Consider the following 15,977-nt stretch of genomic DNA (forward strand, 5'->3'; position numbering starts at 1 on the left):
AAAAAATTCAACTTTTCTAATGAAGTAGGTTTTTCTATACTAAGCGTGTAAATGATAGCGCTTGCTAAAAAGGAGAGGTGAGGATGAGAGAAGGACAGATACTGACAATACTAAAAGAAAATGATTACTTGAAGATCAATCATTTAGCAAAAAAAATTGGTGTTTCCTCTAGAACAATCCGTAACGATTTGCAAGGTTTATCAGAATTACAACAAGGATTCAAGATTGAACGATCTGCCAAATTAGGATGCCGATTGGTTATTTTAGATGAAGAAAAATTTTCATCTTATCTAGCTGGATTTACTGAATCAACGATTGAGATGCAAAAAGACCGATTAGATTCACTATTGAGTCTCCTTTTAATTGATGAAAATTATCAGACTGTCAAACAACTAAGTGACGAATTACTAGTCAGTAGCAGTCAAATTAAAAAAGATCTTTCGAAGCTTGAGAGATACCTTAAAGATAGCCCTTTAATTTTGGAAAGAAAAGCGCACTATGGGATTCGGATCATTTGTGAATTAAAAAATCGACTATTATTGCTGCAAGATTATTATCAGAAAGGGAATGTAAAGTTACTTGAGAAATTAGAGAAAACATTTACGGTAGAAAAACAAAAAAAATTAAAAGACAATCTTTATCATTTAATTGATAAGAATAAGTGGAAAATTGATTATATAGAATTTAGAAGGCTGGAAGAGGAGCTATTTTTATTATTACTGACTCAAAAAAAAGAGAAGCAATCTGACACTGACAAATCTAATTCTCTTTTGACAGAGATTCTCCATGGAACGGGTTTATTAGTGCCGAACCAAAAAGAAGCACATGATTACTTTGAGGCTAGTTTACTTGCTAAAACAAAGAAACTTGAAATATTAAGTAATAAACAAGTATTAAAAGAAGAAATTACAAACTTTTTTCAACAGATGGATCAGCAGCAAAAGACTCATTTTTCGACGGATCAGGAATTTATTGATCTAGTGTATCTACATGTAGCAGCGTTGATCGAACGTTCGCGTAAAGAAGTGAAATTTAGTAATCCTTATTTGGAAGATATTAGTAAAGATTATCCTGTGATTTTCAATTTTGCTGTGATGTTCTCAAAATGGCTCGAAGAAAAGTTTAAATTGAGAATTGCTTCAGATGAGATTGGTTATCTTGCGACACACATGACCGTTCCTTATCATAAATGGCAGCAAAAATTAATTGAAAACATTTATAGAATTGCGGTTGTTTGCTCATCGGGAGGAGGAATGGCTTACCTAGTAGAGATGAAGTTAAAACGAATTTTCCCACGAGCAAAGATTCAAACTTTTTCCATGTTTGAAATAGAAAAAATAAAAGGTTATTATCCTGATTTGATTTTCTCAATTATTGAACTAACGATTGAAATCGATTGTCCAGTTATTCTAATGAGTGAGATCCAAAGTGAGCTAGACTATTTAGAGGTAAGTGAAAACCTTAGTCTGCTGAGAAGCGATGAAAGTTTTTCAATAGAGCGTTCCTTTTTTGAGTTGTTTTCGGAATCTTTGTTTCGAATTGAAAGGGGCCAATCTTATTCCGATATTTTAATGGATCTTGCAGACCAAGTAGAAGAAACTATTGGATTTAAAGGATATAAGGATTCATTACTGGAACGAGAAAATTATTTGTCGACGATCTATCAAAATGGGGTTGCAATCCCTCACCCGCTACTCATGTCTGGAAAAGAAAACCGAGTTGCGGTTTGCCTCTTGCCAGAAGGAGCAAGTTCAGCTGGGCGGACAGCCAAGATCATTTTTATGGTTTCATTAAAAGCTGAACAACTAGACATTCACCAAATTATTTCGAAAGAATTGAGCAAGTTAATGAATCATCCGGCAGCGATAAATATGTTAGCTGAGAGTAAAAATTATCATGAGTTTTACTATACATTAAAACGTGTTTTAGGAAGAAGGAATTAGAGTGAATATTGATTTTTTGAAGGAGCTTACGAATGCTGACGGGATAGCGAGCAACGAAAAGGAAGTCCGTAAAGTTATTTTAACCGAGCTGGAGGGGCTTCCTTATGAAAAAAGGACAGATGGACTTGGTAGTTTGATTTTTACGAAGAAAGGAAAAAGCCATAAAAGTATCATGATCTGTGGTCATATGGATGAAGTTGGATTCATGGTTCGTAGCATCAGCAGCTTGGGGCTGATTCATTTAATGGTCGTCGGTGGTGTAAAACCGCTCGCTCAACATCTACAAAAGGTTCGGATTACTACGTTTGATGGAAGAAAGATTAGTGGTGTCATTAATGGTGACTATCGTGAAGGTCAAACTGAAAATCTTTATTGTGACATTGGAGCGACAACAGCTGAAGAAGTAGCTGAGTTAGGTGTAGAAATTGGGAATATGGCATGCTTCGCCACGGAATTTGAAGCCTTTGATGTTCAAGATATTTATGCTGGTAAAGCCTTTGATGATCGTTTAGCTTGTTTTGTCATGGGAGAGTTGATGAAGCGTTTAGCGGAAGAGGAGGTACCGCTGACTGTTCATTTTGCAAACACTAGCAGTGAAGAAGTGGGAATTCGGGGAGCAAAGACAGCTGTTCAGATGATTAATCCGGACGTCGTTTTTGTTATTGATGTGGCGACATTCAGCACAGCATTTGTTCGGGATCATACCAACCAACGGCAGATTGGAAAAGGGCCGATCTTGACTCACTTCGATCGAACGCTCGCTCCAAATCTGGAAATGGTGCGCTATGTGAAAGAAATAGCGAAAAAACGGACGATTCCATTACAGTTGGATATGTTTAATTCAGGTGGAACAGATGGTGGGGAAGCACACAAAGTGAACGAAGGAAAACCGACTGTCGTGACGATTTTGCCTGTTCGCTATGGACATTGCGCCTATTCAATCGTAAATAAACAGGATATTCAACAAATGATTGAACTATATGAAGAGTTAATTAAAAATTTTACAGAAGAAATATATCACCGAATGGTAGATTTCATTTAGAAGGGATAAAAAACATGACAAAAGAAGAACAAGAAATTGTACAACTGATCTCGATTGCTGGAGAAAGTAAAGCGAAAGCTTTTGAGGCACTGAAATGCGTAAAAACCAAGGAGTTTGATTTAGCAAAAGGACTGATTGAAGAGTCGCGAAATTTGGATTTAGAAGCTCATAACATTCAAACAGATTTGATTAGTCGAGAATTAAATGATGAAGTGGAATCGTCAAATGTCGGATTATTAATGGTTCATGCTCAAGATCACTATATGACAAGTCAATTAGCTCGAGACTTAATAGAGACGTTGATTTCGGTATTACAATAAAAAATATTTTTAAGGAGATAGATATTATGAAAATTTTATTATGCTGTGCTGGAGGATTTTCTACGAATATGTTGATGCAGAATATGCGCAAGGTGGTTCAACAAAGTGCAAAATTGAATGATGCGGATTTTGATTTTACGGCAATTCCCGCAGACTCGATTGAAAGTCAAATTGATGGTTGGGATATTGTTCTAGTTGGACCACAAATCACACATAAGATAGATTTCATCAAATCCATTTTAGAGCCGAGAGATATTCCTTATGCTGTGATTGATAAAGATGTTTATGGACAGATGGATGGAGCAACTGTAATGAAACTTGCCTTGGTTACACATAAAAAGCATCAGTTAGCGAAACAAGCCATCTAAGCTAAAAAATATCTACTTCGCTATTCTGAGATTAGAAAGTGTAAAGGAAATGACAATATAGTTTTTATCATGAAACAGAATCATTACTAGGAACTAGGAGGAATACTATGTTCGCAAAATTTGAAGCTTTTATGAATCGATTCTTTGTCCCATTGGCACATAAGGTTGATAATCAAAGGCATTTAAGCGCAATCAAAGCTGGGATGGTTGCAATGACACCATTTACTATTTTAGGAAGTTTCTTTGCTATCTTACCTGCATTACCGAATATGCTGGGTGAAGCCAATGGATTTAGTCAGTTCATTTTGAATAATGCAGAATTATTCAATTTGCCTGTGACTTTATCAACTGGCTTGATCGGCCTCTATGCTTGTGCGGCGATTTCTTATAATTTAGGGAACCACTACAAATTATATATTCCGGGAGCAGTAACGTTATCGCTTTTTGGCTTTTTGTTCATGACAGCGATGTTTGATGAAAATGGTCTGCTAGACATTGCTAATTTTGGTGCTAAAGGTCTGTTCACTGCGATGTTCGTTGCGTTAATAACAGTGGAATTATATAATTTCTGCAAAAAAAGAAACTTGACCATTCGAATGCCTGAAGGGGTGCCAGATTTTGTATCCAAGTCATTTGAACTGATTCCTGTAACCTTGATTGTAGGGGGAACCTTCATTATTGGTCGTTTCGCATTAATGCAAACTGCTGGCGAATTGCCTCCAACCATTTTGACTCGTTTCTTATCACCACTGGTTGGATCAATGGATAATCCTTGGTCAGTTTTAGCATTGAATTTCTGCATTTGTCTGATCTTTTTCTTTGGGATTCATTCATCTGTGTTTAGTCCAATCACACGCCCAATTATGGTTGCATTTATAGCAGAAAACATTTCGGCTTTTCAAGCTGGGGAACCAATTCCTCATTTTTATACAGCTGGGGCATCAAGTGCTTTCTTCGGCTTTACTGGCTGTGGGATTTCAATCGGCTGCATCGTTGCTTGTATGGTTTCTAAATCAAAACGGTATCGAAAAATTGGGAAAGTCTCACTGTTTCCGGCTTTATTTGGAATCAATGAGCCGATCTTGTTTGGTGCACCTATTATTTTGAATCCGTTAATGTTTATTCCACATGTATTTGGTGGGGCGATCATTGGAACCTTGCCGATGTTCTTTATGCATTGGGGATTATTGAATAAACCAATTTTTGATCCACCGTATGTGGGGGTCTTTCTTGAAGGATTTTTGACGAACGGAGATTGGCGAACGATTTTAGTTAACGCGTTGCAGTTAGTCTTAGCGGTTGCAATTTATGTGCCATTCTTTAAGGTTATGGAACGAAATGAATTGAGAGATGAAGCGAAGAAAAAAGAACAGAAGAATATTTTTGATCAAGGTGATACAGATATTTTAGACGGCTTAGATTTGGACTTCTAGTAATGGAGAGTAGCAGATGAGAATTGAGAAATTACAAAAACTTCTAAAAAAATCAGATAAAGAGGCCATCATTATCAAAAATCGTGGGAACAAAAAATACTTTGGTTCCTTAGGAGGCAGTGGTATCTATTTAGTTGTGACACCTTCTTCTCAGGTACAATTTTTTGATGGGCGCTACCGACAAGAAATAAAAGATTTAACGGGTGGGTTTGAAAATTTTGAAGTGCCACAGGGAAGTTATTTGCCCAAGATTATCGAATGGCTGCACCAGCAAAAAATCAAAAATCTGGCGATTGAATCAGACGGTTTGTCAATAAAAGAATATAGTTGTTTATCTGAGACATTCAATGTAACAATTTGGTCAAGTCAAATTCAACAATTACGTGCAATTAAATCAGCAGAAGAAATTCAATTGATCAAAAATGCATGTACAATGACGGATGAAATTTTTGCGGAACTACTTCCAAGTATTAGGGTTGGTATGAGTGAGAATGAATTAGGGGCATTGATTCATTATCTTTCTTTGAAAAAGGGAGCTTCAGCTATGGCCTTTGATCCGATTGTCGCAAGTGGACCGCGAAGTGCACTTCCTCATGGAAGACCAACGCGACGTTTATTAGAACAAGGAGATTTTGTCACAATTGATTTTGGAATTGTGCTGGAAGAGTATCAGTCAGATATGACTCGAACGGTGACAATAGGCAAGGCACCTCAAGAATTGTATAAGATCTATCAAGTGGTGAAAGAGGCTCAACAAACAGCTATTGATTTTATTCGCGAAGGTGTAACAGGTCAAGAAGTAGATGGAGTTGCACGAAAAATTATCAATGAGTCAGGTTATGGCAAATATTTTAGCCATGGGTTAGGCCATGGCATTGGTATGGGTGGTGATATACCGATTTTGAATAAAAACAGCCAAATGATTTTAAAAGAAAATATGGTGATGAGTGTTGAACCAGGAATTTATCTACCCGATGTAGGTGGTGTACGAATCGAAGATGATATTGCAATACAAAACGGTGTTGCCCTTGTCTTAAATCAAACGACTAAAGATTTAGTGAATGTAGGTGTGTAATATGTACAATTTGGAGAATGTCATTGACCGCAAGCAAGGAAATGCACGGAAATGGAGCAATCAGGTACTAAAAGAAAAATTTGGATTAAATGAAGAGGCAATTCCAATGGACTTAGCGGACATCGATTTTGAAGTTGCCCCGGCCATTCAAAAAGCAGTAATGAAACGCGCAAGTATTGGAGATTACAGTTATACTTATATTCCAGATGAGTTTTACGAAGCAGTGATCAATTGGAACAAACGGCGATATAATACACATATTGAAAAAGAATGGATTAAGCTAACCTTCGGAACAGTATCTACATTGCATTATATTGTACAGGCCTATACGAAAATAGGAGAAGGTGTTCTGATCAACACCCCTGCGTATGATCCTTTTGCTGAAGCGGTAGAGCATAATGAAAGAAAGCTCTTTTGCAGTTCACTGATTAATCGTGAGAATCGCTATTATCTTGATTTTGACGATATAGAAAAACAGATGAAAGAAAATAATATTAAGTTATATATTTTTTGCAGTCCACAGAATCCTTCTGGTCGTATTTGGACAAAGGAAGAACTTTTCCAATTAGCAGAATTATGTATTCGTCATGAGGTCCTTCTAGTTTGTGATGAAATACATCGTGATATTGTTTATAAGAACCAAACATTTACTTCGATTTGGAATGCACATCCAAAAATTTCACAACATAGTGTCTTGTGTCTTTCGCCTAATAAGGGGTTTAATTTAGGGGGATTAAAAACCTCATATGTCGTGGTTCCAAATCCGGATATTAGAGAAACACTGCTGCTTCAATTGCAAAAAAATTCAATTACCTCTCCTCACGTATTTGCTGTGCCAGCAATTGTGGCCGCTTATAATGAAAGTGAAGATTGGCTGGATGAAATGATTGATTATGTAGAAGAAAATATGGAAATCATTTATGATTTTTTTGCAGATATACCAGAAGCTAAAGTTATGCCAGCCGAATCATCTTTTCTAGCATGGATTGATGTTCGTAATTGGTTCAAGGATGAATCAGAGATGCAGGGTTTCTTTCGACGAGCAAAATTAACGATGGTGGTCGGCAGTTACTTTGTTCAAGATGGTGAAGGATTTGTTCGTCTGAGTATTGGAATGCCAAGAAACTTATTAATGGAAGCTTTAAGTCGTATAAAAAAAGAATACAACAAGAACATGATCCATGCTTAATTTCAGGGTAATCCAGAGCACTTTTTAAAAGTCCTCTGGTCTTCTTTTGACCTCACCCACTAGTCCCTCCAAGACTTCTGTGGTACATTGGTTCAGTGTGAAGTGAACGAGGAGGAAACATAGATGCGAAATATTAAATTAACCATTGAATACGATGGCAAACGATACCTTGGCTGGCAGCGTTTAGGAGATTCTGAGAAAACGATTCAGGGAAAGATCGAAAGTGTTATTGCGCAAATGACTGGTGAAAAGATCGAGATCATTGGATCTGGTCGAACAGATGCAGGGACTCATGCCAGAGGGCAGGTCGCGAATTTTAAAACAAATTCAGAAATGGCACGCGGTGAAATGCTGTCATTCTTTAATCGCTATTTGCCAGGGGACATCGTTGTAAAAAACGTTGAAGAAATGCCTGAACGTTTCCATGCCCGTTATAATGTAAAAGGAAAGCAATATAGCTATTACGTATGGAACAATCCAATTCCAACAGCTTTTGAGCGGTACCACAGCTTCTATGTTCCTGATAAACTAGACATGGACAAAATGAATGCGGCCTGTGAGAAATTATTAGGCAAACATGACTTTATTGGCTTTTCTGCGTTGAAAAAAACAAAAAAATCAACTATACGAACGATTGAACGTATTTCGATTGAACGTGAAGGAAGTATGTTGCATTTTATGTTCGTCGGTGACGGTTTCCTGCATAAAATGGTGCGTATTTTAATGGGGACCATTCTAGAAATCGGTTCAGGCAAGCTGTCGATTGATGTCATTGATGAGGTTTTGGAAAATAAAGTGCGCAAAGATGCAGGAGAGACTGCACCAGCGCAAGGCCTTTTCTTGGATGAAGTTTATTATTAATATAGTAGATAAAATCAGACATAACGTGCTTGTTATGTCTGATTTTATTTTAAACATTTCAATCGCAAAATGAGGGGATGGAGAAGGCGTATTCATCCATTCTTCAAAAATGTATTGCTTTCTGTCTTGAGAGATGATAAAAACTAGCTAACGACTCTTTGAAGGAGAAGACTATGCGAATTGATACGATTTTTGAATGTCTTTATGAATTTCACCAACAAAATGAAGGAACTTTGAAAAATTTAAACGGGTGTACAGTCAAGGACATCTGTGAATCAACCGGTTATGCACGCACTGCAGTCAGTGAGGATTTATCAAGATTAACGGCCCGTCATCAAGTGATCAAGGTGAAATCACGACCAGTTTTATTCTTTGCACGTTCTGTTTTAGAAAAATCATTCTTTTTTTCTCCTCAGAAAGATGAATACGCTTCAATTAATGAATTAGAATCGGAAATTCGTCATGAAGTTGAGAAAAGGGAGCTAATAAAACAAGAATTTCGAAAGAACCCTTTTTCAAAAGTAATTGGTTATGACGGCAGTCTTGCGGATAGCATAAAAAAACTGAAGGCGGCTGTCTTGTATCCGCCGAAAGGTTTAAATATCATGTTGACTGGTGAATCCGGTGTGGGGAAAACACTGTTGGCGGAGAATTTACATAGATTTTTTGAAGCAAAGATGGAAAAAAAGGTTCCTTTTATCTATTTCAACTGTGCGGAGTATTTTAACAATCCAGAATTATTAACGTCTCATTTGTTTGGGTACAAAAAAGGCAGCTTCACTGGAGCAGATAGTGATCATCAAGGATTAGTTGAGCTAGCAGATGGCGGTTTTTTCTTTTTAGATGAGGTTCATCGGCTGACGAATGAGGGACAAGAAAAACTTTTTACTTTATTGGATAAGGGATATTTTACTCGGATGGGAGAAGCGGAGAAGCAGCGCCATGTCTCGATAAAATTTATCTTTGCGACCACCGAAGAGTTAGAAAAAACGTTTTTAAAAACCTTTTTACGGCGTATACCAGTAAACTTACATATTCCCAGCTTATCTGAACGCTCGATTAAAGAAAAGATTCAATTGATTCTTACTTTTTTTATGGAAGAAAGTCAGGGGATTCAAAAAGACATCTCCATTTCTTATAACACATTAAAATATTTGGTGTTCTCGAAATACAAAGCCAACGTTGGTGAATTGAAGTCAGAAATTCAATTTATTTGTGCGCAGGCCTATTTGGACGCAATTGATTACGAAACTCAGGAACTGACAATTGATTTGCCAATAAGTATGTTGGATGAGAATGCCGTAGATACGAAGGAAATTGTTGTATTGAATGAGTATGTTCCTAGCAGGGGAATAAAGATCCAGCATGATTATTTTTATTCTCACGTAGAACAACTGCTTCAAGTCAAAGATCAGCAAAATGATCGTTTCTATAATTTCCTACTAAAAGAATACGCGGATTTGAAAAACGTGAATATCTCTTCGAAAGATGCTGTAGCGATCATGCAAAATAAAATGGATCAGTTGTATGATATGGATTTATTTAACCATTCCTTTTCAAAAGAGCACGACATCGATGAACAATTTTATGATCAGATTCATCAAATTATTCACTATATTGAGCAGGAACTGGCAACACTTCTAACAGAAAATTTGCGGAATGTTTTGGCAGCTCATATTTATTCCAGCATTTTTTATTCCGCTCAAATCCATGAAGAGTTCTTTGATCTGACAAAAAATATTTTTTCAGGGAAAATAGAAAATTATCAATTGGCGGAAAAAATTGTTTTGTACATTGAGAACCATTTTTCTTTAAAGCTGCCCAATACGGAAATTATTTTTTATGATTTGTTTATTCGCAAGGTTAAGTCCGCAGATCGCCGTTATGAGCTGGATGAAAAGTGCGGCATTGTCGTAGTTGCACATGGGAGTGCTACTGCGTCTAGTATGGTGGAATATACAAATGTTTTGTTTTCCACGAGCTTAATGAACTCAGTAAATATGCCAATTAACCAATCGGTAGAAGAAACGCTAGATAAAGTCCGGCAGGTTGTTCGTAAAAATAAGTATAGCAAGTTGATTTTGATGGTAGATATCGGATCATTAATCTATTTCGGCAATGTAATTAGTAAAGAATTTCAAATTGAAGTCCTTTTAATCAGCAATATCAATTTGCTTACGTTGCTTGAAGTCGCAAGAGAAGTGATCTATGAATCCACCAATTTTGACTACTTATTGCCAGTGTTGAAAGAAAAGAATCATAAGGCGCTTATTTGTCGAAAAGGAAATTTTGAGGACTCCAAGGTCTTGGTCATTTCTTGTCTGACAGGATTAGGAACAGCATTGAAGATCGAAAAGCTTTTACTCAATACGTTCCCGCAAGAGCTGCTAACTAATGTTAGAATAATTACCCTCGAAAAAAAAGAATTGGAAAATCTCAGCCGCTTGCTCTCTTTTGTTCATGAAGATGAGAAGCTGGTGGGAATTATTGGAACTGTGAAAACGGAGATTCCTGATATTCCATTCGTTTCATTGGATAATTTACTTTCAGATCAAGGAATTCGATTAGTGTTTCAAATGTTAGGTTTTGATTTATCGAAAGATGAGAATCAAGCCGTATTGAAAAAAGTCTCGGCAAAATATATCCAAGGTTTATCAATCGAGGCGATTACAGATCTTTTAAGTATTTTGAATCCGAAAAGCATTACGATTGAGTTATCCAAAATTTATTCGGATATTTGTATGCAGACGAAAAAGAAAAGTGATGAAAAGCGTCTCTTGAGATTCATCATTCATTGCGCCTGTGTGATCGAACGGCAGATCCAGCATCCGGAATACGACCATACTTCCTACGAACTGTCATATCGCGAGCTGCCAGAATTGGCATCTGTCATAAAAATGGCCTTCCGTCCTATCGAAGTGTCATACAATGTCATCATTCCGCCGCTTGAAGTGAAATATATTTATGAGCTGCTGTTTGAAGTCAATGTGTAAACCGCGAGAAATAGCCCTTTTTCAAAGGGTTATTTTTTTGGCACAGCAATTGCTTTATAAAAAGGTGTAAACAACCTACAAGGAGTGAGGGTATGGAGAAGGAACCGATTTTGATTTTGACTCATAATGGCTGGGGATCAGAGCTTTTAAAAAGTGTTCAGATGATCGTTGGCGAAACCAGCAATGTTCATGAAGTCGCTTTAAAGGCAGAAGATTCTTTGCCAGATTATCTAGAGCGAGTCAAAGCGCAGATCAATCAATTGAAATGGAAGGATAAACTACTGGTTTTAACGGATATTAAAGGTGGAACACCAAGTAATGTCGCTTTACGGTTGTCAAAGGATTACGAACTTATAGCGATTTCTGGCTTGTGCGCTTCTATGCTATTGGAGGCTGTAATGAAGCAGGAGGCTGGAGGATTTACTCGTGAGTTAGCGCAGGAGATTCATACGTCAGTAGTCAATAGTTGTCAAATATTAGAATTACCAATTAAACAGTAAAGGATGAGTAAAATGTCAAAAATCGTATTATCCAGAGTAGATAGCCGCTTGATCCATGGTCAAGTTGTGACTAAATGGCTGCAGCAATCAGCAGCAAATGAGATCATCGTGGTTAGTGATGAGTTGGAACAAGATGAATTCTTACAAAGTATTTATTTGATGGCAGCACCTCCAGGAGTAGAGGTCATTATCAAAGGAACAGAAACCGTGAAAGAATATTGGCAGAATGAAGCTGCATCTAAAAATACCAAAGTTCTTTTTTTAGTTCCGGATTTGACTACATTGCAAGAGATGGTCGAAGCTGGAATCGTCACAGAAGCGATTCAAGTTGGTGGATTGGGGGGCGGACCTAGCCGCAAAAATGTTGTAAAGAATATCAATCTGTCAGAAGAAGATGTTGCGATTCTGGAAGGATTATTAGCGAAGGAAATGGATGTGTACTTCCAAGCGATTCCAGAAGAAACACCGGTACCGATTCAAAAGCTAATTGAAAAATATAAATCGTTATAGAGATTTAGTTAGATGGTATACGTCATGAAGATCGACCTTATTTTTCAGAAGGAAAAATAAATACATTAATAAGAAAAAGGATGCCAGTCTAACTTTTCGCAGTTCGCATGATACGAAATAAAAAGAAATGTTTAAACCGAAAAGACGATAGAAAGATTTAGTTAGATGGTATACGGCTTGAAGATCAACCTTATTTTTCAGAAGGAAAAATAAATACATTAATAAGAAAAAGGAGTGTTTTATTTATGGGTGTTCTAGGTATTTCAATCGTAATGGGGTTGTACTATTGGTTTGCTCGTCTGCGTTTTGGCTACACCTTTTCTGGCATGCTATCCCAACCGTTATCGGCAGCATTGATCGCAGGAATCGCGACAGGTAAGCTAGCAGAAGCAATGGTGATTGGCGCAGGGATTCAATTGGTTTATTTAGGGGTGACGTCTACACCTGGGGGAAATGTTCCTAGTGATCCGGCTTTAGCATCAGCTATTGCGATTCCGATTGCTTTGGGTGTTGGAATGAATGCAGAAGCGGCAATTGCTTTAGCGGTGCCATTTGGTGTTTTAGGTGTATTCATGGATCAGCTTCGGCGAACAATTAATGCGACGTGGGTTCATATGGCGGATAAATATGCGGAGGAGTTAAATTATTCAGGGATTTATCGAGCAGCATTTTTATATCCTGCAATGGCTGGTTTTGTTATTCGTTTTCCGCTCGTGTTTGCTGCGAACTACTTTGGTCAATCCATCATTAATCAAATTCTTGATGTAATTCCAACATGGTTGATGCATGGATTTGAAGTGATGGGGGGAATATTGCCAGCACTTGGGTTCGCTTTAACAATCATGGTGATTGGAAAGAAACAGTTGATTCCGTATTTCTTAATCGGATTTGTAGCAGTTGTTTATTTTGGTGCAGAAGTGATGGCCGTAGCAATTATTGGTATTTGTGTAGCATTCTTGGTTAGGAACAAAGCGTTAGAAGAGGAGGCGGCTGCGTAATGGAACAGATGACAGAAAAGAATGAACAGCAACTAGAACAAAAGAAAATTACTAAGAAAGAGTTATCGCGTTCTTTTTGGATTTACCAATTGGGGTGTGAGTTGTCTAATTCATATGAACGTCTGCAAAGTTTAGTTTTTTGTGCTTCAATGATTCCGGCAGTCAAAAAGTTATATGCAGATGATGAAGAGGCACAAAGAGAAGCCTTGAAGCGTCATTTGAACTTCTTTAATACAGAAGGAACAATTGGCTCTTCAATCCAGGGAATTGTTATAGCGATGGAGGAAGAAAAGTCTAACGGTGCCGCAATTACTGATACGGCAATCACCTCGATTAAAACAGGCTTAATGGGTCCCTTGGCTGGAATTGGTGATTCAATCATTTGGGCAGCAGTGATGCCTCTAATTATTTCTATCTTCATCCCAATGGCGTCAAATGGAAATGCGCTGGGCGGGATTGGACCGATTGTCATTTACACAGCGGTCACTATGTACATTAGCTGGTTGTTGATCAATAAATCCTATACATTAGGTCGTAATTCGATCTTGAGTTTATTGAAAGACGGCAAAATCAAACAAGTGATTTACGCTGCCAATGTCTTAGGGATGATGATGATGGGGGCTTTAAGCGCCAGTTATGTGAATATTACCAGTCCAATGAAATTCAAAGTTCCAGGTGGTGCAACAATCATCCTGCAAGATATTTTTGATCAGATTGTCAAAGGCTTATTACCATTAACAGCGGTGTTCGCTATCTACTTCTTTATGGTTAAAAAAGGCCCTAGATATGGAATCATCATTGGCACAATCGTTGTGATTAGTATTGTGGCATCGTTCTTTGGACTATTATAAAAATTATTGAAGGTGTAAATATGATCAACTATGAAAAATTCGGCTTAAAGGAAGTCATCAATGCTTCTGGTCGAATGACCATTTTAGGTGTTTCAAAGGTCTCAGAAAGAGTAGTAGAGGCGCAACGATTTGGTGGGGAACATTTCTTTGAGATGAGTGACTTAATGATTCAGACAGGAAAGTATCTTGCAGACTTGTTGAAAACAGAAGACGCACAAATTGTCTCTTCTGCTTCAGCGGGAATTGCTCAATCCGTTGCGGCAGTGATTGGAGAAGGGAGTCTTTATCACGTTTATCATCCCTATACTTCTAGAATTACGAAGCGAGAGATTATCATTCCAAAAGGACATAATGTGGATTACGGAACACCTGTAGAGGTCATGGTTCAACAGGGTGGCGGAAAAGTTGTTGAGGCAGGTTATGCCAACATGTGTTCCGCGGAGCATCTAGAAATGATGATTACGTCAGACACAGCGGCCATCTTATATATAAAAAGTCATCATACGGTCCAAAAAAGTATGTTGAATGTTGTGGAAGCCGCACAAGTAGCTCAAGCACATAAGCTTCCGTTGATTGTAGATGCTGCTGCTGAAGAAGATCTCTTTAAATATAGTCAAGCGGGCGCTGATTTGGTGATTTATTCAGGGGCAAAAGCGATCGAAGGGCCAAGTGCTGGTTTAGTCATCGGTAAAAAGCGTTATGTAGAATGGGTGAGATTGCAGAGTAAGGGAATCGGGCGTGCAATGAAAATAGGTAAGGACAATGTTTTAGGGTTCACACAAGCGGTTGAAGACTATCTGACTCATGGCAGCGAATCGGGCGAAGAAATGAGGCAACGTTTGAGTCCGTTCGTGTCGGCGGTGAATCAAATTTCTGGTTTAGAAGCAAAGGTTGTACAAGATGGTGCTGGGCGCGATATTTATCGAGGAAGTGTCAAAGTTAATGCAAAAAAATCAGCTAGAGAAATTATTGCTGAGCTGAAAGAAAAAAATCCAGCAATTTATACCCGAGATTATCAAGCAAATAACGGGATTATTGAGTTTGATATTCGATCCGTTAACGAACAAGAGCTGGAAAAAATCATTCAGCGCTTGCAAGAAATTATGAAATGAAGGAGATAAAATATGTCATTGAGTCCTAATTATTTAGAGGATCGTATCTGCCTAAATGTGTTAGCAAATTCTGTTGAGAATGCAAAAAACTGCTATGAAGCAGCAGAAGGACATGTTGTGTTAGGTGTATTGTCGAAAAATTACACGAGTGATGAATTAGCGATCGAGGATATGAAGCAGTATCAAAAGGCGACTAATAATGCCTTATCTGTGGGGTTGGGTGCGGGTGATCCAAACCAGAGTAACATGGTCTCTCGAATTTCTGCTATTTTACAGCCTCAGCATGTAAACCAAGTATTTACCGGAGTAGGTACTTCGCGTGCTCTTTTAGGGCAAGAGGAAACGATTATCAATGGTTTGGTTTCACCAACTGGAAAAGTCGGGTATGTGAATATTGCTACTGGACCGCTGAGTTCGAAGGCACCAGAAGCCATCATACCGATTGAAACAGCCATTAAATTGCTGAAAGATATGGGCGGCAGTTCAGTGAAGTATTTTCCAATGAAGGGATTGGCGCATAAAGAGGAATACGCAGCGGTTGCCAAAGCATGTGCGAAATATGATTTTTACTTAGAGCCGACCGGCGGGATTGATCTGGATAATTTTGCTGAAATCGTCCAAATCGCAGTCGATGCAGGAGTTAAAAAAATCATTCCTCATGTCTATAGTTCAATCATTGATCCTAAAACAGGAGATACGAAGCCGGAAGATGTGGAGAAGTTGTTGAAGATGATGAAACAAGCACTAAAATAAATAAAGAGTTGAATTTGAGCAATGTACTC

At 37.9% G+C, this 15,977-nt stretch carries 15 protein-coding genes; all 15 read left to right on the plus strand.

Annotated features, from left to right (window positions below; genetic code table 11):
• The first annotated feature begins 83 nt into the window (after nt 1-83).
• The 15 genes from J9537_RS02250 (at nt 84) to dagF (ending at nt 15,948) form a co-directional block, all read left to right on the plus strand.
• Nucleotides 84-1,943: a BglG family transcription antiterminator gene (locus J9537_RS02250; RefSeq protein WP_218256572.1), complete on the plus strand. Its 1,860-nt coding sequence runs from the start codon at nt 84-86 to the stop codon at nt 1,941-1,943.
• A 1-nt stretch (nt 1,944) separates the two neighbouring features.
• Entirely contained in the window at nt 1,945-2,985 is a 1,041-nt protein-coding gene (gene ypdE / locus J9537_RS02255; RefSeq protein WP_218256573.1) for an aminopeptidase, read from the plus strand.
• Nucleotides 2,986-2,999: 14 nt separating this feature from the next.
• Nucleotides 3,000-3,305 carry a PTS sugar transporter subunit IIA gene (locus tag J9537_RS02260; RefSeq protein ID WP_218256574.1) on the plus strand — a complete coding sequence of 102 codons (306 nt, stop codon included), beginning with the start codon at nt 3,000-3,002 and terminating at the stop codon, nt 3,303-3,305.
• Between the two features lie 26 nt (nt 3,306-3,331).
• Complete coding sequence (locus J9537_RS02265; protein WP_010746926.1) at nt 3,332-3,673, plus strand: PTS sugar transporter subunit IIB; 342 nt, start codon at nt 3,332-3,334, stop codon at nt 3,671-3,673.
• A gap of 107 nt (nt 3,674-3,780) precedes the next feature.
• The gene (locus J9537_RS02270) at nt 3,781-5,106 is read left to right on the plus strand and encodes a PTS sugar transporter subunit IIC (protein WP_218256575.1); all 1,326 of its coding nucleotides are present in this window, start codon (nt 3,781-3,783) and stop codon (nt 5,104-5,106) included.
• Between the two features lie 16 nt (nt 5,107-5,122).
• Nucleotides 5,123-6,181, plus strand: coding sequence for a M24 family metallopeptidase (locus J9537_RS02275; RefSeq protein WP_218256576.1), 1,059 nt, complete (start codon nt 5,123-5,125; stop codon nt 6,179-6,181).
• Nucleotide 6,182: 1 nt separating this feature from the next.
• Nucleotides 6,183-7,370, plus strand: a complete 1,188-nt coding sequence (locus J9537_RS02280; protein ID WP_218256577.1) for a MalY/PatB family protein — start codon at nt 6,183-6,185, stop codon at nt 7,368-7,370.
• 123 nt (nt 7,371-7,493) lie between these two features.
• On the plus strand, nt 7,494-8,231 hold the full coding sequence (gene truA, locus J9537_RS02285) for a tRNA pseudouridine(38-40) synthase TruA (protein ID WP_218256578.1): 738 nt from the start codon (nt 7,494-7,496) through the stop codon (nt 8,229-8,231).
• A 173-nt stretch (nt 8,232-8,404) separates the two neighbouring features.
• On the plus strand, nt 8,405-11,224 hold the full coding sequence (locus J9537_RS02290; protein ID WP_218256579.1) for a sigma 54-interacting transcriptional regulator: 2,820 nt from the start codon (nt 8,405-8,407) through the stop codon (nt 11,222-11,224).
• A 92-nt stretch (nt 11,225-11,316) separates the two neighbouring features.
• The gene (locus tag J9537_RS02295) at nt 11,317-11,724 is read left to right on the plus strand and encodes a PTS sugar transporter subunit IIA (RefSeq protein WP_218256580.1); all 408 of its coding nucleotides are present in this window, start codon (nt 11,317-11,319) and stop codon (nt 11,722-11,724) included.
• A gap of 12 nt (nt 11,725-11,736) precedes the next feature.
• Entirely contained in the window at nt 11,737-12,234 is a 498-nt protein-coding gene (locus J9537_RS02300) for a PTS sugar transporter subunit IIB (protein ID WP_218256581.1), read from the plus strand.
• 245 nt (nt 12,235-12,479) lie between these two features.
• On the plus strand, nt 12,480-13,232 hold the full coding sequence (locus J9537_RS02305) for a PTS mannose/fructose/sorbose/N-acetylgalactosamine transporter subunit IIC (RefSeq protein ID WP_218256582.1): 753 nt from the start codon (nt 12,480-12,482) through the stop codon (nt 13,230-13,232).
• Nucleotides 13,232-14,083 carry a PTS system mannose/fructose/sorbose family transporter subunit IID gene (locus J9537_RS02310; RefSeq protein ID WP_218256583.1) on the plus strand — a complete coding sequence of 284 codons (852 nt, stop codon included), beginning with the start codon at nt 13,232-13,234 and terminating at the stop codon, nt 14,081-14,083. The genes J9537_RS02305 and J9537_RS02310 overlap by 1 nt, the downstream gene beginning before the upstream one ends.
• A gap of 20 nt (nt 14,084-14,103) precedes the next feature.
• Nucleotides 14,104-15,195, plus strand: coding sequence for a DgaE family pyridoxal phosphate-dependent ammonia lyase (locus J9537_RS02315; protein ID WP_218256584.1), 1,092 nt, complete (start codon nt 14,104-14,106; stop codon nt 15,193-15,195).
• Nucleotides 15,196-15,207: 12 nt separating this feature from the next.
• Nucleotides 15,208-15,948, plus strand: a complete 741-nt coding sequence (gene dagF, locus J9537_RS02320) for a 2-dehydro-3-deoxy-phosphogluconate aldolase (protein WP_218256585.1) — start codon at nt 15,208-15,210, stop codon at nt 15,946-15,948.
• The last annotated feature ends 29 nt before the right edge of the window (nt 15,949-15,977 follow it).

This window comes from Enterococcus raffinosus (assembly GCF_019175485.1).
In the GTDB taxonomy this organism is placed as follows: domain Bacteria; phylum Bacillota; class Bacilli; order Lactobacillales; family Enterococcaceae; genus Enterococcus_A; species Enterococcus_A raffinosus.

Excerpts from the sequence above, each read along its gene's own strand:
- J9537_RS02280 (WP_218256577.1), top strand. The coding sequence starts at position 6,183 with ATGTACAATTTGGAGAATGTCATTGACCGCAAGCAAGGAAATGCACGG.
- J9537_RS02250 (WP_218256572.1), top strand. The coding sequence starts at position 84 with ATGAGAGAAGGACAGATACTGACAATACTAAAAGAAAATGATTACTTG.
- J9537_RS02310 (WP_218256583.1), top strand. The coding sequence starts at position 13,232 with ATGGAACAGATGACAGAAAAGAATGAACAGCAACTAGAACAAAAGAAA.
- truA (WP_218256578.1), top strand. The coding sequence starts at position 7,494 with ATGCGAAATATTAAATTAACCATTGAATACGATGGCAAACGATACCTT.
- J9537_RS02265 (WP_010746926.1), top strand. The coding sequence starts at position 3,332 with ATGAAAATTTTATTATGCTGTGCTGGAGGATTTTCTACGAATATGTTG.
- J9537_RS02315 (WP_218256584.1), top strand. The coding sequence starts at position 14,104 with ATGATCAACTATGAAAAATTCGGCTTAAAGGAAGTCATCAATGCTTCT.
- J9537_RS02300 (WP_218256581.1), top strand. The coding sequence starts at position 11,737 with ATGTCAAAAATCGTATTATCCAGAGTAGATAGCCGCTTGATCCATGGT.
- J9537_RS02270 (WP_218256575.1), top strand. The coding sequence starts at position 3,781 with ATGTTCGCAAAATTTGAAGCTTTTATGAATCGATTCTTTGTCCCATTG.
- J9537_RS02275 (WP_218256576.1), top strand. The coding sequence starts at position 5,123 with ATGAGAATTGAGAAATTACAAAAACTTCTAAAAAAATCAGATAAAGAG.
- J9537_RS02305 (WP_218256582.1), top strand. The coding sequence starts at position 12,480 with ATGGGTGTTCTAGGTATTTCAATCGTAATGGGGTTGTACTATTGGTTT.
- J9537_RS02295 (WP_218256580.1), top strand. The coding sequence starts at position 11,317 with ATGGAGAAGGAACCGATTTTGATTTTGACTCATAATGGCTGGGGATCA.
- dagF (WP_218256585.1), top strand. The coding sequence starts at position 15,208 with ATGTCATTGAGTCCTAATTATTTAGAGGATCGTATCTGCCTAAATGTG.
- J9537_RS02290 (WP_218256579.1), top strand. The coding sequence starts at position 8,405 with ATGCGAATTGATACGATTTTTGAATGTCTTTATGAATTTCACCAACAA.
- J9537_RS02260 (WP_218256574.1), top strand. The coding sequence starts at position 3,000 with ATGACAAAAGAAGAACAAGAAATTGTACAACTGATCTCGATTGCTGGA.